The sequence below is a fragment of the Flavobacterium ustbae genome, assembly GCF_003946915.1.
Taxonomy (GTDB): Bacteria; Bacteroidota; Bacteroidia; order Flavobacteriales; family Flavobacteriaceae; genus Flavobacterium; species Flavobacterium ustbae.
The window spans coordinates 243,912-266,212 of the sequence record NZ_RPOC01000004.1; the positions used below are offsets into that span (position 1 = coordinate 243,912).

General features: G+C 32.5%; 21 protein-coding genes and 1 pseudogene. 11 read left to right on the forward strand and 11 right to left on the reverse strand.

The features are described 5' to 3' along the window. Positions 1–184 precede the first annotated feature (184 nt). Positions 185–1,303 carry a 3-isopropylmalate dehydrogenase gene (leuB, locus tag EG814_RS08360; RefSeq protein WP_125720819.1) on the reverse strand — a complete coding sequence of 373 codons (1,119 nt, stop codon included), beginning with the start codon at positions 1,301–1,303 and terminating at the stop codon, positions 185–187. Positions 1,304–1,376: 73 nt separating this feature from the next. Then, positions 1,377–2,552, reverse strand: a complete 1,176-nt coding sequence (locus EG814_RS08365) for a 2-isopropylmalate synthase (RefSeq protein WP_125720821.1) — start codon at positions 2,550–2,552, stop codon at positions 1,377–1,379. Positions 2,553–2,707: 155 nt separating this feature from the next. On the opposite strand from EG814_RS08365, the gene EG814_RS08370 reads away from it, so the two are divergent. Then, positions 2,708–4,252: a hypothetical protein gene (locus EG814_RS08370; protein WP_125720823.1), complete on the forward strand. Its 1,545-nt coding sequence runs from the start codon at positions 2,708–2,710 to the stop codon at positions 4,250–4,252. A gap of 175 nt (positions 4,253–4,427) precedes the next feature. Here EG814_RS08370 and EG814_RS08375 read toward each other — a convergent pair whose 3' ends face one another. The 4 genes from EG814_RS08375 to EG814_RS08390 all read right to left on the reverse strand — a co-directional run bounded on the left by EG814_RS08375 (position 4,428) and on the right by EG814_RS08390 (position 9,342). Then, positions 4,428–4,943: a DinB family protein gene (locus EG814_RS08375; protein ID WP_125720825.1), complete on the reverse strand. Its 516-nt coding sequence runs from the start codon at positions 4,941–4,943 to the stop codon at positions 4,428–4,430. Positions 4,944–4,953: 10 nt separating this feature from the next. Beyond that, complete coding sequence (locus tag EG814_RS08380) at positions 4,954–7,539, reverse strand: phosphoenolpyruvate carboxylase (RefSeq protein ID WP_125720827.1); 2,586 nt, start codon at positions 7,537–7,539, stop codon at positions 4,954–4,956. A 91-nt stretch (positions 7,540–7,630) separates the two neighbouring features. Beyond that, on the reverse strand, positions 7,631–8,110 hold the full coding sequence (locus tag EG814_RS08385; protein WP_008468989.1) for an Lrp/AsnC family transcriptional regulator: 480 nt from the start codon (positions 8,108–8,110) through the stop codon (positions 7,631–7,633). 77 nt (positions 8,111–8,187) lie between these two features. Beyond that, positions 8,188–9,342 carry a M14 family metallopeptidase gene (locus EG814_RS08390; protein WP_125720829.1) on the reverse strand — a complete coding sequence of 385 codons (1,155 nt, stop codon included), beginning with the start codon at positions 9,340–9,342 and terminating at the stop codon, positions 8,188–8,190. 312 nt (positions 9,343–9,654) lie between these two features. Here EG814_RS08390 and EG814_RS08395 point away from each other — a divergent pair, with 312 nt between their 5' ends. Next, complete coding sequence (locus tag EG814_RS08395; RefSeq protein ID WP_125720831.1) at positions 9,655–10,110, forward strand: helix-turn-helix domain-containing protein; 456 nt, start codon at positions 9,655–9,657, stop codon at positions 10,108–10,110. A gap of 85 nt (positions 10,111–10,195) precedes the next feature. Here the strand turns inward: EG814_RS08395 and EG814_RS08400 are convergent, their stop codons facing one another. Beyond that, positions 10,196–10,747, reverse strand: a complete 552-nt coding sequence (locus EG814_RS08400) for a 1-acyl-sn-glycerol-3-phosphate acyltransferase (RefSeq protein WP_125720833.1) — start codon at positions 10,745–10,747, stop codon at positions 10,196–10,198. Between the two features lie 64 nt (positions 10,748–10,811). Between EG814_RS08400 and EG814_RS08405 the strand changes: the two genes are divergently transcribed. The 5 genes from EG814_RS08405 to EG814_RS08425 are packed head-to-tail and all read left to right on the forward strand — an operon-like array spanning position 10,812 to position 13,695. After that, positions 10,812–11,477: a spermidine synthase gene (locus EG814_RS08405; RefSeq protein WP_125720834.1), complete on the forward strand. Its 666-nt coding sequence runs from the start codon at positions 10,812–10,814 to the stop codon at positions 11,475–11,477. A gap of 4 nt (positions 11,478–11,481) precedes the next feature. Further along, positions 11,482–12,159, forward strand: a complete 678-nt coding sequence (locus EG814_RS08410) for a peptidoglycan DD-metalloendopeptidase family protein (RefSeq protein WP_125720836.1) — start codon at positions 11,482–11,484, stop codon at positions 12,157–12,159. Positions 12,160–12,165: 6 nt separating this feature from the next. Continuing rightward, entirely contained in the window at positions 12,166–12,642 is a 477-nt protein-coding gene (locus EG814_RS08415; protein WP_125720838.1) for a hypothetical protein, read from the forward strand. 10 nt (positions 12,643–12,652) lie between these two features. Continuing rightward, positions 12,653–13,177 carry a hypothetical protein gene (locus EG814_RS08420; protein ID WP_125720840.1) on the forward strand — a complete coding sequence of 175 codons (525 nt, stop codon included), beginning with the start codon at positions 12,653–12,655 and terminating at the stop codon, positions 13,175–13,177. Positions 13,178–13,224: 47 nt separating this feature from the next. Further along, a complete protein-coding gene (locus EG814_RS08425) occupies positions 13,225–13,695 on the forward strand; it encodes a nuclear transport factor 2 family protein (RefSeq protein ID WP_125720842.1) in 471 nt (156 codons plus the stop codon). A 124-nt stretch (positions 13,696–13,819) separates the two neighbouring features. On the opposite strand, the gene EG814_RS08430 is transcribed toward EG814_RS08425, so the two are convergent. Beyond that, complete coding sequence (locus EG814_RS08430; RefSeq protein WP_125720844.1) at positions 13,820–15,307, reverse strand: aminotransferase class V-fold PLP-dependent enzyme; 1,488 nt, start codon at positions 15,305–15,307, stop codon at positions 13,820–13,822. Between the two features lie 184 nt (positions 15,308–15,491). Between EG814_RS08430 and msrA the strand changes: the two genes are divergently transcribed. Both msrA and EG814_RS08440 read left to right on the forward strand, forming a co-directional pair. Further along, positions 15,492–16,025: a peptide-methionine (S)-S-oxide reductase MsrA gene (gene msrA / locus EG814_RS08435; RefSeq protein ID WP_125720846.1), complete on the forward strand. Its 534-nt coding sequence runs from the start codon at positions 15,492–15,494 to the stop codon at positions 16,023–16,025. 169 nt (positions 16,026–16,194) lie between these two features. Next, the gene (locus EG814_RS08440) at positions 16,195–17,763 is read left to right on the forward strand and encodes a protein adenylyltransferase SelO (protein WP_125720848.1); all 1,569 of its coding nucleotides are present in this window, start codon (positions 16,195–16,197) and stop codon (positions 17,761–17,763) included. A 228-nt stretch (positions 17,764–17,991) separates the two neighbouring features. Here the strand turns inward: EG814_RS08440 and EG814_RS08445 are convergent. Both EG814_RS08445 and EG814_RS08450 read right to left on the reverse strand, forming a co-directional pair. Continuing rightward, positions 17,992–18,959, reverse strand: a pseudogene (locus EG814_RS08445) (YpdA family putative bacillithiol disulfide reductase). 3 nt (positions 18,960–18,962) lie between these two features. Continuing rightward, on the reverse strand, positions 18,963–19,433 hold the full coding sequence (locus tag EG814_RS08450; protein WP_125720850.1) for a CYTH domain-containing protein: 471 nt from the start codon (positions 19,431–19,433) through the stop codon (positions 18,963–18,965). A gap of 216 nt (positions 19,434–19,649) precedes the next feature. Between EG814_RS08450 and EG814_RS08455 the strand changes: the two genes are divergently transcribed. Both EG814_RS08455 and EG814_RS08460 read left to right on the forward strand, forming a co-directional pair. Further along, entirely contained in the window at positions 19,650–20,558 is a 909-nt protein-coding gene (locus tag EG814_RS08455) for an OmpA family protein (protein ID WP_125720852.1), read from the forward strand. 20 nt (positions 20,559–20,578) lie between these two features. Beyond that, positions 20,579–21,124 carry a hypothetical protein gene (locus EG814_RS08460; RefSeq protein WP_125720854.1) on the forward strand — a complete coding sequence of 182 codons (546 nt, stop codon included), beginning with the start codon at positions 20,579–20,581 and terminating at the stop codon, positions 21,122–21,124. A gap of 114 nt (positions 21,125–21,238) precedes the next feature. On the opposite strand, the gene EG814_RS08465 is transcribed toward EG814_RS08460, so the two are convergent. Further along, positions 21,239–22,279 carry an o-succinylbenzoate synthase gene (locus EG814_RS08465; RefSeq protein WP_125720856.1) on the reverse strand — a complete coding sequence of 347 codons (1,041 nt, stop codon included), beginning with the start codon at positions 22,277–22,279 and terminating at the stop codon, positions 21,239–21,241. Between the last annotated feature and the right edge of the window lie 22 nt (positions 22,280–22,301).

A 22,301-nucleotide genomic window follows, 5' to 3' on the forward strand; every position in this document is an offset into this window, starting at 1 on the left:
ATAACATTCCCGATGCAGATGTGTGAACCACATTGACAACAACGACAGAAGTAATAATAATTGAGATTTGCATCTTTCTATTTTTTTAGTGTTACAAAAGTATGAAAACTTAAGGAACTAAAAAAATAAAATCTCAACATTTCCAATACTTCTTGTTATTATCTTCACGTTTTAACAAAAAATATTAAACAATTGTAGATTGTCCAATACTAACATTGTCATTATTAAAATACAGCAAATCGTCTTTGCTGAAAATAAAATTAGAAACGAACTCTCCTACTTCGTTTGTTCCGAATTTAGAATCTGGTTTCAAATCAACTGTAACTACTTTGTATTCAATTGCTTTTTTAACTGCAGCAAAAACTACATTGGCTTCTTTGGTTAATCCGAAATGTTCTAATAACATTCCTGCTGCTAAAATCGAAGCAATAGGATTGGCAATGTTTTTCCCTTTTGCTTGCGGATAAGATCCGTGAATTGGTTCAAACAAAGCATTTTTTTCTCCTATAGATGCCGACGGCAATAAACCGATAGAACCTGTAATTACGCTGGCTTCATCAGATAAGATATCTCCAAACAAATTCTCTGTCAAAATCACATCAAATTGTTTCGGATTTAAGATTAACTGCATTGCCGCGTTATCAACAAATAAGAAATCAAGCGCTACATCTGGATAGTTTTCGCTCACTTTCTGAACTACTTTTCTCCACAATCTTGAAGTTTCCAAAACATTTGCTTTGTCAACCAACGTTAGCTTTTTACGACGATTTTGTGCCGATTTAAAAGCCAAATGTGCAATTCTTGTAATTTCTTCTTCTGTATATTCACATAAATCTGAAGCGTGTGTTCCTTCCTCATTCAAAGTTTTAGCTCCGAAATAAGCACCGCCTGTTAATTCTCTGAAAATTGTAAAATCTGCTCCTTCAATAATTTCTTTTTTTAATGGAGAAGAATCAATTAAAGCCTTATAAGGTTTAATTGGACGGATATTAGCAAACAAACCAAGCTCTTTGCGAAGTTTTAACAAACCTTGCTCCGGACGAACTTTTGCATTTGGATTGTTATCATATTTTGGATCTCCGATAGCGCCAAGCAAAACAGCATCTGTGTTCAGACAAAGATTTAAGGTTTGCTCCGGTAACGGATTTCCAGTTTTATCGATCGCAACAGCTCCCATGAGTGCGTCTTCAAAAACAAATTCATGATTGTAAACTTCAGCAATAGCATATAAAGCTTTTTTTGCTTGTAAAATAACCTCAGGCCCAATTCCATCTCCCGGCAAAACTGCAATTTTCAAATTCATAACGTCTCGTTCTTTATGTATTTAAATCCTTTATTCTCTTTGGTCTGTATTCTATTCTCTATTTTCTTTTTAACTAGCTTCTAATTAAATCTCCTTCAATTTTAGAAGCTTCGATAATTTGGTGAATATCTGAGTCAACAACCTCTTTTTTGATATCAGCAAATTTCAAGAACTCAACATATACAATATCCAATTGTACTTTTGTAAGTTCGTAACCCACTTTTTTAGCACGGTAAGCCAATGCAGCTCTTCCGCTTCTAGCAGTTAATATAATTGACGATTCATTTACACCAACATCTAGCGGATCCATGATTTCGTAAGTTGCTCTGTTTTTAATTACACCATCTTGGTGAATTCCTGAGCTGTGTGCAAATGCATTAGCACCAACAATTGCTTTGTTTGGCTGCACAATCATTCCCATACTTTCAGAAACCAAACGGCTCATTGCGTTTAATTCTTTCGTATTAATGTTTGTATCTAAGTTTAAGTAAGGGTGCTGTTTGAAAATCATTACCACTTCTTCAAGTGCAGTATTTCCTGCTCTTTCACCAATACCATTAATAGTACATTCAATTTGTCTTGCTCCATTTATAGCACCTGCGATTGAGTTTGCAGTTGCCATTCCTAAATCATTATGACAGTGGCATGAAAGGGTTACGTTTTCGATTCCTTTCACGTTTTCTTTTAAATATTTAATTTTTGCTCCGTATTCTTCAGGAAGACAATATCCTGTAGTATCTGGAATATTTAATACCGTAGCTCCAGATTTAATTACTTCTTCGCAAACTTTTGCCAAGAAAGCATTGTCTGTTCTACCAGCATCTTCTGCGTAAAACTCAACGTCTTCTACATACGATTTTGCATGTGCAACAGCATATTTTGCTCTTGCAATAATGTCTTCTGGCGTGGTATTTAATTTGTGGAGTATGTGAGATTCTGACGTTCCGATTCCAGTGTGGATTCTAGGTTTTTTAGCATTTTTAAGTGCCGCAGCAGCAACGTCAATGTCATTTTTTACGGCTCTTGTCAATCCGCAGACGGTTGCATTTTCTACAATTTTGCAAATCTCAGAGACCGATAAAAAATCGCCTGGACTTGACACAGGAAAGCCTGCTTCGATAATGTCAACTCCCATCTGATCTAGTCGTTCTGCGATAACTAATTTTTGTTTAGTATCTAACTTACATCCTGGAACTTGTTCACCATCTCGCAATGTGGTGTCAAAAATTTGAACTTTCTCTCTATTCATATTCATTTATTTAATGTAATTTCACATCTTGATAACAAATATATATTGTACTAATACAGTATGAAATTCATTTTAATGAAATTATACTGTTTATAAAACGATTTATCCTATATTAACTAACTTATTTACAGTAAGTTATATTATTATTTTTTACAATGGCTAACCATCAAAAAGATTTCTTATTTGTTTTAATCAAATCACTTTCGAAATCAGAAAAAAGGCAGTTTAAAATTTTTGCAAGCCGATTAGAAACGAGTTCCAACACAAAATTTATCGAGTTATTCAACATTTTAGATAAATCTGAAGTTTACGATGAAAAACTCATTCTGAAAAGTGGCATTATACAAAAAGTACAGTTATCTAACTTAAAATCATACTTATACAAACAAATTCTAGTAAGTATAAGATTAAATATTCCTAGTCAGAACATTCGTTATCAGCTTCGTGAGCAAATGGATTTTGCTGTTATTCTTTATAATAAAGGATTATACAAGCAGAGTTTAAAAATATTAGACAAAACCAAGCAGCAGGCATTAGAAAATGATGAAAAATATATGGCGTATGAAATTGTGGAGTTCGAAAAATTAATCGAATCGCAATATATTACGAGAAGTATTCAAGGTCGCGCCGACGAATTGGTTGTTCAGGCCAAAGAATTAAACTACAGAAACACCATTTCCAGTAAACTTTCGAACTTATCGCTTCAATTGTACGGAATCATGCTGAAAACCGGTTACGTAAAAAGTGATGAAGAATACAAATATATAGACGACTACTTCAATAGGCATATTGCAAAATTGGACGAAAGTAAATTTGGCTTTCGCGAAAAATATTGGTTTTATAATGCTAGTCTTTGGAGAAGTTTCTTAGTGCAAGATTTTTTAGCGAGTTATAAATTTGCTTATAAATGGGTTACATTATTTTATGATAATCCGAACATGATTTATTTGAATCCTGTATTTTTCTTAAAAGGAAATCACTATTTCTTAGAATCGCTTTATATGCTAAAATATAAGTCGAATTTCAAGAAATACCTGAATCGTTTAGAAGAAACTATTTCAGATCCTAAATTCCCTGTAAACGATAATATTGCATCGTTATCGTTTTTATATGTTTATAACAACAAGTTAAATTTGCATATTTTGGAAGGGACTTTTGCCGAAAGCGAATATCTGATTCCTGAAATTTTAGACAAATTAAAAGTACACAGCGAACATCTTGACGAACACCACGAAATGTTGTTTTTCTATAAAATTGCTTCAATTTATTTTGGTAACGAAAAATATAATGAGTGCATTAACTATTTGGACAAAATCATCAATAATAAGAACTTAACTATGCGTGAGGATTTAATGTGTTTTGCGAGATTATTATCTCTGATTGCGCATTATGAGCTTGGAAAAGATTATTATCTTGAAAATCACCTTAAAAGCACCTATAAGTTTTTATTGAAAATGAATGACTTGCATGAAGTTCAAAAAGAAATTATTAAGTTTTTGAGAAACTTAAATAACTTCTACCCTGCTGATATCAAAAAGGAATTCAAAAAAATGCATACTCGCTTTGTGGAACTTGAAAAGAACACTTATGAGAAAAGAGCTTTCCTTTACCTAGATATTATTTCATGGTTGGAAAGCAAAATCGAAAATCGTACGATTGGTGAGATCATTAGAGAAAAAGCAAAGTTGAACAGCAGATAAAGTTTTAAATTCCAATTTTTTAAAATTCCAAATTCCAATAAAAAGGCGTTAAGATGTTTTCTTAACGCCTTTTTTATCATTTCTCCTTCGTCAGGATGACAAACAGAATAAAAAAACAAAAAAAATCCTGTGAATGAAATTTCACAGGATTTTTACTTTTAAGCTATTTTATTGTTTACAAATACCTTTCTTCAAAAACTTTTTGATGATGTCTTTGATGTCCAATCATGACAAAACCTAAAGCGCGAACCGAAATGGGATTATTAGATGCTGTTCCAATTCTCTTCAATTGTTCTTGAGATAAGCTTTTGTAAAATAATAAAGTTGAATGTCTTACGGCTGAAAGTTCGGTTAATAATTCCTGAATACTTCTACTATTTGAATCTGTATTCTCTGCATAATCATTTTCCTCAAAACTTGGCAAAGGCGTTTTGTCGTTTCTAGAAAAACGCAAAGCTCGATATGCAAAAATTCGTTCTGTATCTATAATATGCTGAATAATATCTTTGATTGTCCATTTTCCTTCTGCATAACGATAATCAAATTTATCCATTGGAATATTTTGCACAAATCGAATGAACTCATGAAGCGAAATTTCTAATTCTTCAATTAAAATTCCGTCACCAGCCGCTTTAACATAATTGCCAAAATGTCCTGAGTATTCGTTGTCTAATAATTCTGCTGTTCTCATTCTTTTTGTTTTAAGCTGAATTTCTACTTGCGTTAGTATTTCCGAATAAAGATCTTGTTACGATTTTTTCATACACTTTCACCAATTCTTCGTTTGGAACTTCTGCTTTGTTCAACTCATTGATTCTCAATAAAGCATATTGCTGAATGGTTAGCAATGGTAAAACAATACGCTCTCTGATCTGAATTGAAGCAATGCCATCAGGATAGTTTTCCATTAGCGTTTTATGCCCAGCTATTTTCAATAATAGTCTTTTTGTTTCTGAAAATTCGTCATAAATAATCTGCCAGAATTCGCCAAACTCAGGATCATTTTTCATGTAAGCTGTCAATGGCAAGAACGATTTTGCTAATGACATCATGCTGTTTTCAAGTAAAGTTTTGAAAAACAATGAATTATGATACAAATCACTTACTTTATCCCATTGTCCGCTTTCTTCAAAATGTTTCAAAGCCGAACCTACTCCGAAGAATCCAGGAACATTTTGTTTTAATTGGCTCCATGAACCCACAAACGGAATGGCTCTTAAATCGGCAAAATCTAAAGATTCAGATTTGCTTCTTTTTGAAGGACGGCTTCCAATATTTGTTTTAGAATAATATTTTAGCGTACTCATTTTTTCTAAGTACGGAATAAACTTCGGATGATTTTTGAAACTCAAGTATTTCTCATAACCTAGATTTGCTAAATCTGTCAAAAGCTGAGTCTCATCTGCTGTAAGTTCATTTTTCTCTTTACTAAAAACCTGATTCGTAACACCGGCGCTTAATAAGTTTTCGATATTGTAACGGCATGAGTCCAAAGTTCCAAAATTAGAACTGATAGTCTGACCTTGAATAGTGATCTGAATTTCGTTATTCTCAATTTTTGGTCCTAAAGAAGCATAAAATTTATGTGTTTTTCCACCACCACGAGCTGGAGGTCCACCACGGCCGTCAAAGAAAATAACTTTTATTCCGTATTCTCTAGAAATTTTTGTCAGCGAAATTTTAGCCTGATAAATACTCCAGTTAGCCATTAAATATCCCCCATCTTTAGTTCCATCAGAAAATCCAAGCATAATAGTTTGCTTATTTCCTCTAGATTTTAGATGTTTTGCATATTCTGGATTCGTATACAATTGCTCCATAACACTATGCGCATTTTGCAAATCGTCAACAGACTCGAAAAGCGGAATAATGTCAACCGTAGGCTTTTCCCAGTTATTTAGACGAATCATAGCAAAAGTTTCCATGACATTTAGGGCACTTTCGTTATTACTGATGATATAACGGTTGGCTCCTTCTTCACCATTATTCTGCTGAATGGTTTTAATAGCTTGTACCGATTCTAAAGTATATCGTGTGATTTCATTTTCAAAATCGCTTGGATTAAGATTTCCTTTAACTTTAGATAAAACATCAATTTTTTGATTTTCAGTTAATTCAAAATAATTTTTCGGAAAAATATCTGAACCAGAATTCAAATAATAGTTTACCACATCTTTGAAAACTACATTATGAATTTTGCTGTTTTGACGAATATCTAAACAAGCAAAATGGAATCCGAATAAATTGATTTTTACTAAAAAAGCTTCCAGTTCATCCAAATATAAAGATTGATGTTTCTCAATAATTATAGTACGAATTTTATTTAACTGTGTTAATAATTCTTCTAAAGTGATAAAGATATCTCCTTTAGAATAAAAAACAGAGCGATAAAGTTTATGTTCAAGTTCAGAAACCAAAGTATCTACATCAGAGAAAGTTAGCTTACGTTTTAGATTTCTCATTTCTACATAATAACACTTTAAAATTGAAGTACGCAAACGGTCTGCAACTTTAAGCGTAATGTCTGTAGTAACAAATGGATTTCCGTCACGGTCACCTCCTGGCCAGAAACCAAGTTTTATTAATTGGTTTTGAATTGGATTTCCGTCGAAGATATTCTTTTGAAGATAATGTACAATTTCTCCCGCTGTAGCATAAAATACATTTTCGAGATACCAAATCAAACTTACGGCTTCGTCGTAAGGATTCGGTTTTTCTTTCTGAATAAAAGGAGTTTTCCCTAACTGCGCTAGTAATTGTTTGATCTGCAGCAAATCATTTTGACGAATTGCTTCTGTCAGGTCATTTATAATTCCTAAAACAGCACCAGGATAGAACTGAGTTGGATGCGCCGTTAAAACAGTACGGACATTAAAGCTTTCTAAGAACGTACTTAATTCCTCATCTTTTTCTTTTGCATCAGATTTCTCCTTGATATCGCGAAGAGATCCACGCCCTTCCATGTTGTTAACTTCAGGAAAAGCTGCGTCTTCAATAGCATCAAATAATACAATCTGACGTTCTATATATTGAATAAATCGAAACATAAGATCGATTTTTTCTTCTTCAGAAGTATTATTTAAGAATTTATTTGAAAAAAAATCAACGATCTCTTTTGGTGTTTCCTGTTTTTTAAAGCCAGTTTCGCAAGTTTCTGTAAACAAAGGAAGTAAAACTCCTGTATTGTCTATAGAATCAAAAGGCAATGTTATAAAAACACTATTATAAATGTGGTATTTTGAGAGAACGTCTTGATTAAAACGTTCTATTTTTGGCAACGTATACATAATTGTGTTATAGTTGGTTGGTTAATTAGTCATAAAAAAACCCCAAGAATAAACTTGAGGTATATTTTAATATAGCATTCAAGAAAAGTTCTTACATATTTTTGAAAATAGTATGCATCAAACGCTTCTTATCGTTTATACTTTCCTCTAATGAAATCATTGTTTCTGTTCTGTAAACACCATCAATATCGTCAATCATAAAGATAACTTCTTTTGCGTGCTTAGTGTCTTTTGCTCTAATTTTGCAAAAGATGTTGAATTTACCCGTAGTTACAGAAGCTACAGTTACGAAAGGAATTTGATTGATTCGCTCTAATACAAATTTAGTTTGAGATGTATTATTAAGAAAAACCCCTACATAAGCAATAAATGAATAACCTAATTTATCGTAATCCAAGGCTAATGAAGATCCCATGATAATACCGGCATCCTCCATCTTTTTAACTCTAACGTGTACTGTACCAGCAGATATCAATAGCTTTTTTGCAATGTCAGTAAACGGAACTCTCGTATTGTCTATTAACATATCTAAAATCTGGTGATCTACTTCATCTAAACGAAATTTACTCATAATTGTTTAATTAATATTACTAATTGCTATTACAAAGTATAAAATTATATATAAAAAACAACAAATTCACATAAAAATTAACTTTTTATTAATCCGTTAACAAATTTAACATTTTTGTTTAAATAAAAATTTGCCTTCTGACCCGCTTTTGGAAGATTTTGGAAATCGTCTGAATATTCTGCTTCTTCTGCATCGTATTCATAATGTCCAAAATAATTTTCCAATTCACCTACTTCTGCGATGTAGGCATTAAAATGGATCTTATTTTCGATTAATTCTTCTTTGTATTGAGCGACAAAATTCGTAATAATTTCGATACCATCATAATTTATTTTGACATTTTTATACATAAAATCATAAAAAACGACATTATTTTGTGAAATATTCAAATAATCACCAAATCTATTATCAACTAAATCGTTTTCGGAAATCAGTTTGAAGCTTAAAATTAACGAGAAAAATATGAACTTCCTAGTAATTTCGCGCTCATAGTCGCCTGGAAAGTGCCCTGCCTCAAATAATATAGTCGGAACTCCTAAAAATTGAAAAGTGTCTCCTATACAATTAATATTGAAGGAGTCATCAAAGCGGCCAACTTGTCCTGGAATACATTTTTGTAGCTCTTCATTAATTCCTGCTATGATATTTATAGCTTTTAATCTATTATCATTTACTTCTCTTGCTTCATTATAAGAGGGAGCTAAAAAAGAAACTGTTGCAGGTTTTCCTGTTGTTCCTGCTCCAAATATGGTGCGTTGATCGTGAAGGTTAAAGCAGAAATGAGGTTTGAATTGCTCAAATACTTTACGTAAAACTTTACTTTCTGGCTGTGTCAGGTCTTGAGAATCGCGATTCAAATCTACTTCATTTGCATTTGCTCGAGTATAAAGCCTTGCTCCGTCTGGATTTAACATCGGAATGCAGTAGAATGTAAAGGTATCTAGCATTTGCTTTGCAAAATCGATATCATCAATCAATAAATTAATGAAATCAAATAAAGCTTTTGTCGTAGTGCTTTCGTTACCGTGCATTTGCGACCAAAGGTATGCGCGCGTTTTTCCCGTTCCGATTTGGTAACTATATATAGGTTCGCCTAAAACAGATGTACCAATAGTCTCTACTTGACCATTGGTATTTAGTTTATCTAAAAGAGGTTTAATGTGATCTAAAGTAAGATATCTTCCAGAGATGGATTGTTCTTTGTAGTCTGTAAATAGCTGTTCTAAATTCATCGTATTTTGATTAGTTTACAAAAGTAAACATCTTTATTTTTACAATTGTAAACAATTAAAAATTCTAATAATTTAAAATTGTAAACAGTTTTTAAGACAATCTATCAAAGTTTGCTATAACTGGCTTTAATAGAATGAACTAGAATTTATTTTTATTTGTAAATATATAAAATTCAAACTTTTAACGTTATTTAATTCAATTTTAAATTTAACATAAAACTAGTCCATTATTAAAATCACAACAATAATATTGGATTAGTTTGTCTTTTTGTTTACATTTGTAAATCAGACAATTCAAAGTAAAAATTTACAATGGTAAACATAGACGATTTTGTAAAAAGACTTGAAACGGTATTAGATTATTATGGTTTGAATGCGTCTGCTTTTGCCGACAAAATTGGCGTGCAGCGTTCTAGTATGTCTCATCTCCTATCTGGCAGAAATAAACCAAGTCTAGATTTTGTAATGAAAATTTTAGAAGTTTTTCCAGATGTAGATCTCTATTGGATCTTAATTGGAAGAGGAAATTTTCCAAAAACGAATGATGAAGTAGATGAGAAAACATCTAATGCTTCTACTCCTATTTTGCCGAATCAAAATTCAGAGAAAGATTTATTCTCAACTTTTGAAATAAATGGAAAGGAAGAAAAAGAAGAAACAAAAAAATCATCAGCTCCAAAAAATGTAAATTATGATTTGGAAGATGATGAAATTGAAAAAATCGTCTTGTTTTATAAAAATGGAACTTTTAAGGCTTATTCTCCATAATGCAAAAATTTTCACGTATTTGAATCTTAGTTCAGAAAATTTTCAAATATGCGATTCTCGCGCGTTTGAAAAAAAATCTCAGAAATTACAATTTTACTCCATTTTCTGGAATTTTTCCTAAAACTCCTTCATAGTGTTTCTTCAAAATTTCAAAATCGGCTTCATAATTTCCAGTCGGATAAAATGGCTCGCCAAAATTCACTTCTTTCTTTCCCCAATCAAAAGCTACGGGAACAATTGGCACTTTCGCTTTAAGTGCTATAAAATAAAATCCGGTTTTTATTTCCTTTACTTCTTTTCGTGTTCCTTCTGGAGCAACAGCCAGACGAAATACTTCTTTTCGATCAAAAATCGCTGCAATCGAATCTACTTTATTCAATCCGCCAGAACGATCTAAAGGCTCTCCTCCAACATTTCTAAAATAATAGCCAAAAGGAAATCGAAACAATTCTTTCTTTCCAACCCAATTCATTTGCAGTCCAGAAATTCCACGAGTAAAAAGTCCGATATAAAAATCATGATTACTTGTATGAGGCATCACCATTAATATACATTTTTTAACTTCAGCATTTTCCATTCCCACTATTTTCCAGCCCATTAGCTTAAAAAATAAGAATTTGTACAATTGTTTTTTCATTTATGCTCTAATATTTGGTGCAAAATAAAAGATTTAATGGTAAATTTGAGTAAAACCGTAAAAAATGATTCGAAAAATTTTCAGTTATATTATTCCAATAAAGATATTTAAAAAAAAATCTGCCAGAAGCAAAATGATCGAAGTTACTTGGGCAAATGGCGAACTAGTATTGGATACTGAAAACACCAACTATTCATACGGAAGTTTACAACGCATATTACGATACGGATTAAGAAATATAGGTTATGATAAAATTCTTGAAATGAATCATGTCTTATTATTAGGAGTGGCTGGCGGAAGCGTGGTTAAAACTTTAGTAGATGAAATTGCATACAAAGAAAAAATAACTGGAGTAGAAATCGATCCAGAGATGATACAGATTGCCAATCAGTATTTTAATCTCAATAAAATCAAACAATTAAAAGTGGTTATTGATGATGCATTTGAATTTGTGCTTAAAACAAAAGAAAAATATGATCTTATAATTATCGACATTTTTGAAGACACACACATGCCTAACTTTTTATTTGAAAAGTTTTTTGTCGATCGTGTATGCACTATTTTAAATGACAAAGGTTTTATTCTATTCAACACCATGATATTAGACGAAGTTCATAATGTTAGAAATAGAAAATATGTTTCAGAAGTGAATTCGAAATTGTTCCAAACCAAAATGCTCCCTCGTATTGAAAACCATAATGAATTAATAATTATTAATAAAGTTGCTTAATTTCATGAAACCCCTTACCTCAATCTTAAATTCCCTGCCACCTGCTAAAGTTATTGATGCCTCAATTGCAATTTCTGAATATGCTCCGTTAAATTTATCGGTTTCAAATCAAGAATTAGTAAATCAGAAACTGAATACTTCAGAAGATTTTGAAAGATATATTTCAAGTTTTCTTGAAAAAAACAATGCAAAAGTAGCTTTTGGAGGCTACATAGAAGGTCGATTTTTGTATCAAAGAAGCCCCATTTTTTTAGATGCATCAAAGCCTGAACGCAATATTCACATCGGATTAGATTTATGGGCAGAAGCTGGAACAGCTGTACTTGCTGCGCTTGACGGAAAAGTACATAGTTTTAAAAATAACATCGGACTGGGTGACTACGGTCCAACCATTATATTAGAACACGAAGTAGAAAATGAAAAATTTTATACTTTATACGGACATTTGTCGTTAGAAAGTATAGAAAACTTAAAGATCGGAGACTTTTTTAAGAAAGGCGAAAAAATTGCAACTCTCGGAAATGCCTCAGTAAATGGCGATTACGCACCTCACGTCCATTTTCAGATTATCCATAATATTGGTGATTACTGGGGAGATTATCCAGGTGTCTGCAATACAAAAGACCTCAATTTTTATATCGAAAATTGTCCCGATCCTAACTTATTATTAAAAATTACTTAAATAGTTATGAAGAAAGCAGGATTGATTATATGTTTGTTGTTATTAATTGGATGTAAATCTAAAACAGTAAGCAGAGATACAGAAGATTTAAAAATTAAAAAAGTTTCTGGAACAGAAGTAGATGCAAATCAGCAGCGCAAAGCCTATGATTTAGGAAAAAGAGTTTTAGAAACGTGTAACACTTCAAAATTTAAACCTTTTAACGAAACTGAAGTAACTAAATCGGTTATGGAAAACACTACAGAAGAGCGTTTGACCAAAACTTGCCAAAGATTTAGACAATATTACGGAAGTTTTATAGATTTAAAATTAGATGGAGTTTACAAAACCAAAAATGAAATCATTTACCGCTATCATGCATTGTACACTAAAAAAGTTGCCAACAAGGAATTGCGCGTTTTTGTAAATGAAGATAACCTAATTTCGTCTATAAAATCTATGGATTGGGATGAAAAATTTGATGCCAAATTAGCCGATCAATAAATACATACTTATGATTTTTAAAATACCACTTTTTCTTTTATTATTTGTTTCAACTTTTGCTTCAGCACAGCAAACTATGAGTGTCAAAGGATCTGCGACTTATCCTGCAACACAAGAATATACTTTCATATGTGATAAATATGCTTACTCTGGCGAAATTAAAGTTCAAATAGCCAAAACTGAAAAAGGCGGTATTTTAAAACTTACCATTTCTACAGCAAGTGATAAAGCAAAAATTGCTGGAGGTGTCTACGTAGATTTAACAAATGCCGATGTCATTGCCTGTACAGACAAAAACATAAAAGAATCTTCTGACGGAAAAACAACGGCGTACTATTATTTTACACCTTCAGAATGGCTGAAACTCAAAAAAACTGATATTTATGCAATAAGATTTATCATTGCTGGCGGACCAGATATTTCAGGTAATCTTACTGGACATTTTACAGCTTATAGTAAAATGAAGTATTTTTCAACAGCATTTGACAAATCCAAAAAGACATTTGATACAGCGAAAGAAATAAGTGTTTTATAATGATTATTTTATCTAATAAATCTTATATTTAACATAAATATCTTTTTATGAATGCAAATGAAGCCTTAATTACAAAATTCTATACCGCTTTTGCTAATGCAGACGCCAAGACAATGAGCGAATGCTATCATCCGAAAGTACATTTTATTGATCCAGCTTTTGGTTTATTAAAAGAGGAACAGGTTTCTAAAATGTGGGAAATGTTGCTTGTAAAAAGCAAAGGCAATTTAAAAATTGAATTCTCAGATGTAAAAGCTGATGATTCAACAGGAAATGCTAGATGGACTGCAACTTACAATTTTAGTAAAACGAATAGAAAAGTTATCAATAATATTGCTGCAGAATTCATCTTTCAAGACGGTTTAATTATCAAGCATACTGATAGTTTTGATGTCTGGAAATGGTCTAAACAAGCTTTTGGATTAACAGGCTATTTACTGGGATGGACTGGATTTTTTCAGAAAAAAGTCCAAAAACAAGCTTTACTATCTCTAAATCAATTTATGAGTAAGAAATAAAATATTTTAGAGCCTGAATATTTTTTATTCTAAAAAATAGCCAAAGATTATCAAATTAAACGGATTTAAAGTCCAGGGTTAATTTTTATAATCTTTGGCTAATTTTTTTTTACTTCTTTATAAATTAAGACTTAAACCAGCTTTCTACCAATTCATCTTCAAAAGAAGTTGCTTCTTTATGAATAAATTCATTACGCATTTTATCATAAGAATAATCCGAAGCCCATGTTTTATGATTTGCTGCTAATTCTTTAATGCTTTTACAAACATAAGCAATTTCTTTGTCGGTAGTTGTTGGGTGAATTGACATTCTAATCCATCCCGGTTTTTTAATCAAATCGCCAATTGTAATTTCGTTAACCAATTTGTTAGAAGTTTCCTGGTCTACGTGCAATAAATAATGTCCGTAAGTTCCTGCGCAGCTGCATCCGCCTCTAGTTTGGATTCCAAAACGATCATTTAAGATTTTAACGCCTAAATTAAAATGCAGATCATCAATAAAAAATGAAATTACACCAAGACGCTCTTTATGTTGTCCTGCTAAGATTTTAATATTTTCAACTGGCTCCAATTCAGAAAAAACGTAATCAACAATTTCATGTTCACGCTGCATTATATTTTCAATTCCCATTTCCTCTTTCAGCTCAATTGCCAGCGCAGTTTTAATAACCTGAAGAAAACCAGGAGTTCCTCCATCTTCTCGATCTTCTATATTATCGATGTATTTATGTTCTCCCCAAGGGTTTGTCCAACTTACTGTACCTCCGCCAGGGCAATCAGGAATCATGTTGTTGTATAATTTTTTATTAAAAATCAAAATACCAGAAGTTCCAGGCCCACCTAAAAATTTATGTGGAGACATAAAAATGGCATCTAGATACGCTTCGGGATCTGCAGGATGCATGTCAATTTCTACATAAGGTCCCGAACACGCAAAATCAACAAAACAAACACCATTATATTGGTGCATCAATTTTGCAGCTTCGTGAAAAGGAGTTCTCAATCCAGTAACATTGGAACAAGCCGTAATAGAAGCAATTTTTATCGTTCTATCTTTATATTTTTCTAATAAAACTTCAAGATTTTCTAAATTGAAAAGTCCTTTTTCGCAAGATGGAATAATCTCTACGTCTGCAATAGTTTCTAACCAAGAAGTCTGATTCGAATGGTGCTCCATGTGCGAAATAAAAACAATTGGTTTTTTCTCAGCAGGAACATTAGTAAAGCTTTTTAGGTTTTCAGGAATTTTCAAACCTAAAATACGCTGGAATTTATTAATAACTCCCGTCATTCCCGTTCCATCTGTAATGAGAACATCATCATTATTGGCATTGGCATGACGCTTAATAATATGTCTTGCATGATGGTATGCTTTTGTCATCGCAGTACCAGATACAGTAGTTTCGGTGTGTGTATTAGCCACAAAAGGTCCAAACTCATTTAACAGTTTTTCTTCAATCGGACGATATAATCTTCCGCTGGCAGTCCAGTCTGTATAAATTATTGATTTTCTGCCATACGGCGATGTAAATTCTTGATTTATACCGACAATATGCTGTCTAAATTCCTGAAAATAAGTTTCCAGTGTGATGGTATTATTTTTGCTATTCATTAGTTGTGCCTTGTGTTTGATTGCAAATATATAGCTTTTTTATAAAATTGCGAATTTATCAATACTAAACTTCAAACACTAGAATACTGTTTGGTATTTTTAGTTAAAAGAACTTTTTTTTAATAAATTATCATAATATCCTATCAAATTAATAGGCTTAACCTAGAACAAAAGCAAATTATTTATGAAACACTTATCAGTAGTTACCTTTGGTGGTGGATGTTTTTGGTGTATTGAAGCTTTAATTCAGCGCTTGAAAGGCGTACAATCAGTACAGTCGGGTTTTTCAGGAGGATTTATCAAAAATCCGCCCTATCGTGAAGTCTGTACAGGAAGAACAGGGCATGCCGAAGTGATTCAAGTTACTTTTAACCCTGACATAATTTCATATTATGATTTAATTTTTATATTTATGACAAGTCACGACCCTACAACTTTAAACCGTCAGGGTGCAGACAGTGGAACACAGTATCGCTCTATTGTTCTTTATCATAATCAAGAACAAAAAGAAATAGCGGAAAAAGTTTTTGATGAAGTGCAACCTTCGTATCCAGATGCGATTGTAACAGAATTAAAACCTTTTGAAGTTTTTTACAAAGCCGAAGAGGATCATCAAAACTATTATAACGATAATCAAGAAGCAAGATATTGCCAACTTGTAATTGATCCAAAAATTCAAAAACTTAAAAAAATGTATGCCGATAGGTTGGTGAAATAGCTCTTAGTTCTTAGTTCTTAGCTCTTAGTTCTTAGCTCATAGTTCATAGTGCTTAGTTTTTTTTAATATCAAGAAAAACGGATCTCTAAATATGAACTAAGAAACACTAGCAAAGAGCTATGAACTAAGGACTATGAGCTAAGGACTAAGTGCTAAAAAACTAAAAAAAATGAAAAATATAAAAATAAAAAATCGTTTTACTGCTGAATTACCTGCAGATCCAGTTTTGACAAACGAAGTGCGTCAGGTTAAAAATACCCTGTTTTCGTATGTAAATCCTGTTAAACCTTCTAATCCAAAATTAATCCATGCGTCTAAAGAAGTGGCTGAATTGGTTGGGATTTCAAAAGATGAAATTCAATCTGAAGAGTTTCTAAATGCTTTTTCTGGAAAAGAAATTCTTCCAGAGACACAGCCATATGCTATGTGTTACGCGGGACATCAATTCGGTAACTGGGCTGGACAATTGGGAGACGGTCGCGCGATTAATTTAACAGAAGTTGAAAATAACGGTCAGTTTTATACATTACAATTAAAAGGAGCGGGCAAAACGCCATATTCACGAACAGCAGATGGTTTGGCTGTTTTGCGTTCTTCTATACGAGAATATTTATGCGCAGAAGCAATGCATTATCTGGGCGTTCCCACTACTCGATCGCTCTCGCTTGCTCTTTCTGGAGATCAAGTTTTAAGAGATGTTTTGTATAACGGAAATCCTGCTTATGAAAACGGCGCAATTGTTTGCCGTGTTGCTCCTTCGTTTATTCGCTTTGGAAGTTACGAAATGCTTACATCCAGAAATGAATTGAAGAATTTGAAACAGTTTGTAGAATTTACAATTCAGCATTATTTTCCTGATACAAAAGGAGAGCCAAAAGAGCAGTATTTGCAATTCTTTCAGAAAGTGGCCGATACAACTCGCGAAATGATTTTGCATTGGCAACGCGTCGGATTTGTTCATGGTGTAATGAATACCGATAATATGTCTATTCACGGAATCACGATAGATTATGGTCCATACGGATGGCTGGAAAATTATGATCCGAATTGGACACCAAATACAACCGATAGCCAAAATAGAAGATATCGTTTTGGAAATCAGCCACAGGTGGCGCAATGGAATTTATTTCAATTAGCGAATGCACTTTATCCTCTTATAAATGAAGCTGCGCCTTTAGAAAAAATTCTTGATTCTTTTATGACAGAATTCGAATCTGATTACAAAATAATGTTTTTAAGTAAATTAGGGATATTTACTTCAAGTGAAGCTGACGATAAAATTATTAAAGGTTTAGAAGAAATTTTGCAGTTGTCGGAAACTGATATGACTATATTTTTTAGAAATTTAAGTCAGATTAAAAAAGAGGATTCTGTAGAACAAGTATTCGAAAAAATTGAAAATGCATTTTATATTCCAGATGAAATAAAAGAAAAAATTCTGGAAGCCTGGCAAAAATGGTTTACTGTTTATTTGAAAAGATTAAGTACTGAATCTTTATCTGATGAAGAGCGTTCAGAAAAAATGAATAAGATTAACCCGAAATATGTGTTGCGAAATTATATGGCACAATTAGCCATAGATGCCGCAGACAAAGAAGATTATACTCTGGTTGATGAATTATTTCAGCTTTTGAAAAATCCTTATGATGAACAGCCAAAATCTGAAAAATGGTTTGCAAAACGCCCGGATTGGGCAAGAACCAAAGTTGGATGTTCTATGTTGTCTTGTAGTTCTTAAGCTTTTTGTTTGCCACGAATTGATGTAATAATAAGTTTTTTTTGCCACGAATTGCACGAATTTTCACAAATTTTTCTAAAGAATACGATAGATAAATTTGTGCTAATTTGTGTAATTTGTGGTTATTAAAAAAAAATAAATTCGTGCAAATTCGTGAAATTCGTGGCTATTTTTACAAGATTACTAAATAAATTCGCGTTTATTGGTTTAATTCGTGGCTAAAAAAAACTATTTAGCCGTAATATAGTCTACAATCAGATTAGCGTGAATTCTCGAGTTCTCAATAAACCATTTATGCGTCTGCATTCCTCCACAAACTACTCCAGCAAGAAATAAACCTTCAACATTGGTTTCCATGGTTTCTGGATTATAGGTCGGAATTTTCAATTCATCATCAGAAAGTTGAATTCCAATTCTTTCAATAAAATTTAAATCAGGCTTATAGCCTGTCAACGCTAATACAAAATCATTTTCGATTGTAATTTTGCCGTTTGGTGTCAGAATTTCGACTTCATTTTCACGAATTTCAGTAATATTAGATTCAAAATAAGCTTTAATACTTCCTTCAGCAATTCGATTTTCAATATCTGGTTTTACCCAATATTTTACGCGATTGTTAATTTCATTTTTACGGATCACCATTGTTACCTCTGCTCCTTTTCTCCAGCATTCTAGAGCAGCGTCTACAGAAGAATTATTAGCGCCCACAATCAAAACTTTTCTAAAAGCATATTCGTGCGCTTCTTTATAATAATGACGCACTTTTAGAAGATTTTCTCCCAAAACATTCATCTCAATTGGAATATCATAAAAACCGGTGGCAATTACAAGATTTTTGGATTCGTAAGTTTGTTTATCAGTACTAATCTTGAAAATCCTTTTGTTCTTTTGAACATCAAGAACTTTTTCAAATAAATTAATGTTGAATTTAAAGTAACGGTGAATATTTCTGTAATATTCCAATGCTTCCTGACGTCCAGGTTTTGGTGCCAGACAGTTAAACGGAATTTCACCTATTTCTAATCTTCTGCAGTAGAAAAAAAGGTCATATATAAAGGATAATTAAAAATGCTATTAACTATCGCTCCTTTTTCTATAATTAAATAATTTAATTTTTTCTTTTCAGCTTCTATCGCGCAAGCAAGACCAATCGGTCCTCCTCCTACAATAATAAGGTCATATTTAGATTCTGTCATTTTTTATTGCCAGTCTTTATAAGGATTTTTGCTTAAATAAGCGTTGTAATATCTTTCATCATTCGTTACTTCTTCACCAAGCCATTCCGGTCTTTCAAAGACTTCATCTTCAGAATTCAATTCTATTTCAGCCATTATTAAACCTTCGTTTTCGCCATAAAATTCATCGACTTCAAATACATGATTTCCTGATTTTACTTCGTAACGTGTTTTTTCAATTTTGCCTTTCTCGCATAGTTTTAGTAATTCTTGAGCTTCATCAAGCGGAATTTCATTTTCCCATTCAAAACGAGACATACCACCACTATGGCTTATTCCTTTTATAGTTAAAAAGCCTTTATGTCCTTTAATTCTAACTCTCACGGTACGTTCAGGCGCAGAGCTCAAATAGCCTTGGGCAATCTTATTTTCAGCAAAAGCCAGATCCTTGAATGCATCAGATTTGACCAAAAATTTTCTTTCAATTTCAACCATTTCTATTTAATTTGAAATTTATTGCAAGTTAGTCAATTTATCGTCTAAACTTTAAGTGAACTTTAAATCAATTTAAGATTCAATATGTTCATTTGACAAGTCGGCTTAAGCATATTTTGTAAACTATTCACAGAATATAATGTTTTTCAATATGTTGATTATTAATATTTTAGCTTTTATTTTTTGCTTAAATTTGATTGAACTAAAATCTAAATTATGTCTAAAAAAACACTTTATCTATTAGGCATTGCAATAACTATAATTTTAGGTGCTTTTTTGTATCAAAAATTTTGTTGCAATTGCTGCGAAAAAGCAATAACGGATGATACTCCAAAAACAGTTTCGCCTACTGTTCAAGAGCCCGACGTTCCGTTTAAACTTAATGGTCAAGGTCTCGAATATCAGACTGGTGATAATTTGAAATTCCTTAAGAACAGTGCTAAATTGATAATGCCTGTAAGTGATTCTGTAACAAGTGGAATTGATAAACTAAAAGTATTTTTAGAAGCCAATCCGAAACAGAAAATAACCATAACAGGTTATGCAACATCTCAAGAAATCAATTCAACTTCATTTGAAAATTTAGGTCTTGCTAGGGCAAATGAGGTAAGAAATTATTTTGTTTCGAAAGGATTACTTGAAAATCAATTCCTGACCAAAGGCGAAATAATTGATAAATGGAAAATGAATGCCGACACGTTAATTGGACCGGCAGATTACATCTTTGAAACCGTAGATTCTACATCGACAACAAATGATGAATGGAGTTCTTTAAAAGAACAAATAAACGCTAATCCGCTGATTCTTTATTTCAATACCAATCAATCAAGCCTAAATTTAAGCGATGTCGAAAAAAAGAAAGTGGCCGACATTGCTAGATATTCAGAACATGTTAAAGATGCTGTTGTAATTGTCGTAGGACATTCAGATAATGTTGGAAATAGAGATTCTAATATTGCATTAGCCCAAAAGAGAGCTGAATTTTCTAAAAATTATCTTTCAAAAAACGGAATTAGTGCAGAAAAAATAGCAACTGAATCTAAAGGCCCAGACGAACCAATTGCAGATAACCAAACTGCTGAAGGCAAAGCTTCTAATAGAAGAACTGTTATTACTATTAAATAATTAATTCAAAACATATAATCATGAATATACCTTGTATCTTAATACCTATACTAGTGGGTTTAATCTGTGGAATTTTAGGCTACTTACTAGGAAAAATGAACTCAAAAAATGATGATTCTCTAACAGCTTCTCTTCAAGCAGATTTGGATGCTTGTAAAGCTAACACCAAAAACTTAAATGCGCGCATCATTTCCTTAGAAACAGATCTTGCTGCGAAAGCAAAAGTAGCTTCACAATCTTTTGCGGCTACAGCTCCATCTGATATTGTTTTTGACAGTGAATTGGCGGCAAGTGCACTAGGAAAAAAAATTAAAGAAAATGATTTGAAAATTGTGGAAGGAATTGGCCCTAAAATAGAAGCTTTATTTAATGAAGCAGGAATTAAAACTTGGTACGAGCTTTCTCAAGCTTCTACAGAGAAATTACAGTCTATCTTAGACACTGGTGGAGAAAATTACGCCATACATAATCCGAGCACTTGGCCTAAACAAGCATTAATGGCTTATCAAGGAAAATGGAAGGAATTAAAGGATTGGCAAGATAGTCTTTTGGGAGGAAAAGAGTAAAGAAAAGGTTCAGGGGTTCAAAGTGACAAAGGTTCAAAGGTTCTTGCCTTCGTGTCACTTTGTCCCTTTGTTCCTTTGTTCCTTTGTCCCTTTGAAAGCTCTGTCCCTTTGTCTCTATATACCTACAAACCTTCCCCACTCCTTAGCATTACCATACCATAGCTGTCCTTTTCTTACTTCAAGAGGACAATCTATATTATTACTATATAATGCTCCGGTTCCTAAACCTTGAGGCATATCTGAATTCAAAGTATAAGTCCATTGTGCAATAGCGTTTAACCCGATATTGCTTTCTAATGCCGAGGTGATCCACCAGCAAATATTATATTTTTCGGCTAAAGTGATCCATTCCTGAGTGCCTTTAAAACCGCCAACAAAACTTGGTTTTAAAATGATATATTGAGGTTTGATTTCTTGCAGTAATTTTTCTTTTTCTTCTAACGAAAATACACCAATAAGTTCTTCGTCCAGAGCAATTGGAAATGGTGTTTCTTTACATAATTCAGCCATTTCATTAATTTGACCTTTCTTGATAGGCTGTTCGATGCTATGAAGCTGAAATTGTTGTAATTGATTTAATTTATCTAAAGCTTCTGTCGAAGAAAAAGCACCATTGGCATCGACTCTAATTTCTATTTCTTCTGGGGAAAAATGGCTTCTTATAAATTGTAATAATTCTAGTTCTTTAGCAAAATCAATGGCTCCAATTTTAAGTTTTATGCAGTTGAAACCATCTGCCAATTTCTCTTCGATTTGCTCCTTCATAAACGCAGCTTCCCCCATCCAAACTAAGCCATTTATAGCAATAGAACTTAAATTTTTGGTAAAATCTGATGGAAATAAAAGATACGGATTTTCACTTTTAAGAGATAAAAAGGCCATTTCTATTCCGAATTGGATAGAAGGAAATTCTAATAAGGCATTCCAAAGTGCTTTTTCTCCTAAATGAATATTATCGCATGCCCATTTTAGTTTCTCTTCATAATCTGGACGGTCGTCTGCGCTCAGTCCGCGTAATATTCCGCACTCGCCTATACCTTTTTTTCCATTTTCTTCCAGAATTATAAACCATGTTTCTTTTTCGGTCATAATTCCTCTAGAAGTTCCTGAAGGACGTTTAAATTCTAGTAAATATTTTTGGTAAGATGCGGTCATTTTTTTCAAAGGTGCTGAGAAA

Bases quoted from the DNA above. Each gene is read 5' to 3' on its own strand.
- leuB (WP_125720819.1), bottom strand. From the start codon at position 1,303: ATGAATTTGAAAATTGCAGTTTTGCCGGGAGATGGAATTGGGCCTGAG.
- EG814_RS08365 (WP_125720821.1), bottom strand. From the start codon at position 2,552: ATGAATAGAGAGAAAGTTCAAATTTTTGACACCACATTGCGAGATGGT.
- EG814_RS08370 (WP_125720823.1), top strand. From the start codon at position 2,708: ATGGCTAACCATCAAAAAGATTTCTTATTTGTTTTAATCAAATCACTT.
- EG814_RS08375 (WP_125720825.1), bottom strand. From the start codon at position 4,943: ATGAGAACAGCAGAATTATTAGACAACGAATACTCAGGACATTTTGGC.
- EG814_RS08380 (WP_125720827.1), bottom strand. From the start codon at position 7,539: ATGTATACGTTGCCAAAAATAGAACGTTTTAATCAAGACGTTCTCTCA.
- EG814_RS08385 (WP_008468989.1), bottom strand. From the start codon at position 8,110: ATGAGTAAATTTCGTTTAGATGAAGTAGATCACCAGATTTTAGATATG.
- EG814_RS08390 (WP_125720829.1), bottom strand. From the start codon at position 9,342: ATGAATTTAGAACAGCTATTTACAGACTACAAAGAACAATCCATCTCT.
- EG814_RS08395 (WP_125720831.1), top strand. From the start codon at position 9,655: ATGGTAAACATAGACGATTTTGTAAAAAGACTTGAAACGGTATTAGAT.
- EG814_RS08400 (WP_125720833.1), bottom strand. From the start codon at position 10,747: ATGAAAAAACAATTGTACAAATTCTTATTTTTTAAGCTAATGGGCTGG.
- EG814_RS08405 (WP_125720834.1), top strand. From the start codon at position 10,812: ATGATTCGAAAAATTTTCAGTTATATTATTCCAATAAAGATATTTAAA.
- EG814_RS08410 (WP_125720836.1), top strand. From the start codon at position 11,482: ATGAAACCCCTTACCTCAATCTTAAATTCCCTGCCACCTGCTAAAGTT.
- EG814_RS08415 (WP_125720838.1), top strand. From the start codon at position 12,166: ATGAAGAAAGCAGGATTGATTATATGTTTGTTGTTATTAATTGGATGT.
- EG814_RS08420 (WP_125720840.1), top strand. From the start codon at position 12,653: ATGATTTTTAAAATACCACTTTTTCTTTTATTATTTGTTTCAACTTTT.
- EG814_RS08425 (WP_125720842.1), top strand. From the start codon at position 13,225: ATGAATGCAAATGAAGCCTTAATTACAAAATTCTATACCGCTTTTGCT.
- EG814_RS08430 (WP_125720844.1), bottom strand. From the start codon at position 15,307: ATGAATAGCAAAAATAATACCATCACACTGGAAACTTATTTTCAGGAA.
- msrA (WP_125720846.1), top strand. From the start codon at position 15,492: ATGAAACACTTATCAGTAGTTACCTTTGGTGGTGGATGTTTTTGGTGT.
- EG814_RS08440 (WP_125720848.1), top strand. From the start codon at position 16,195: ATGAAAAATATAAAAATAAAAAATCGTTTTACTGCTGAATTACCTGCA.
- EG814_RS08450 (WP_125720850.1), bottom strand. From the start codon at position 19,433: ATGGTTGAAATTGAAAGAAAATTTTTGGTCAAATCTGATGCATTCAAG.
- EG814_RS08455 (WP_125720852.1), top strand. From the start codon at position 19,650: ATGTCTAAAAAAACACTTTATCTATTAGGCATTGCAATAACTATAATT.
- EG814_RS08460 (WP_125720854.1), top strand. From the start codon at position 20,579: ATGAATATACCTTGTATCTTAATACCTATACTAGTGGGTTTAATCTGT.
- EG814_RS08465 (WP_125720856.1), bottom strand. From the start codon at position 22,279: ATGACCGCATCTTACCAAAAATATTTACTAGAATTTAAACGTCCTTCA.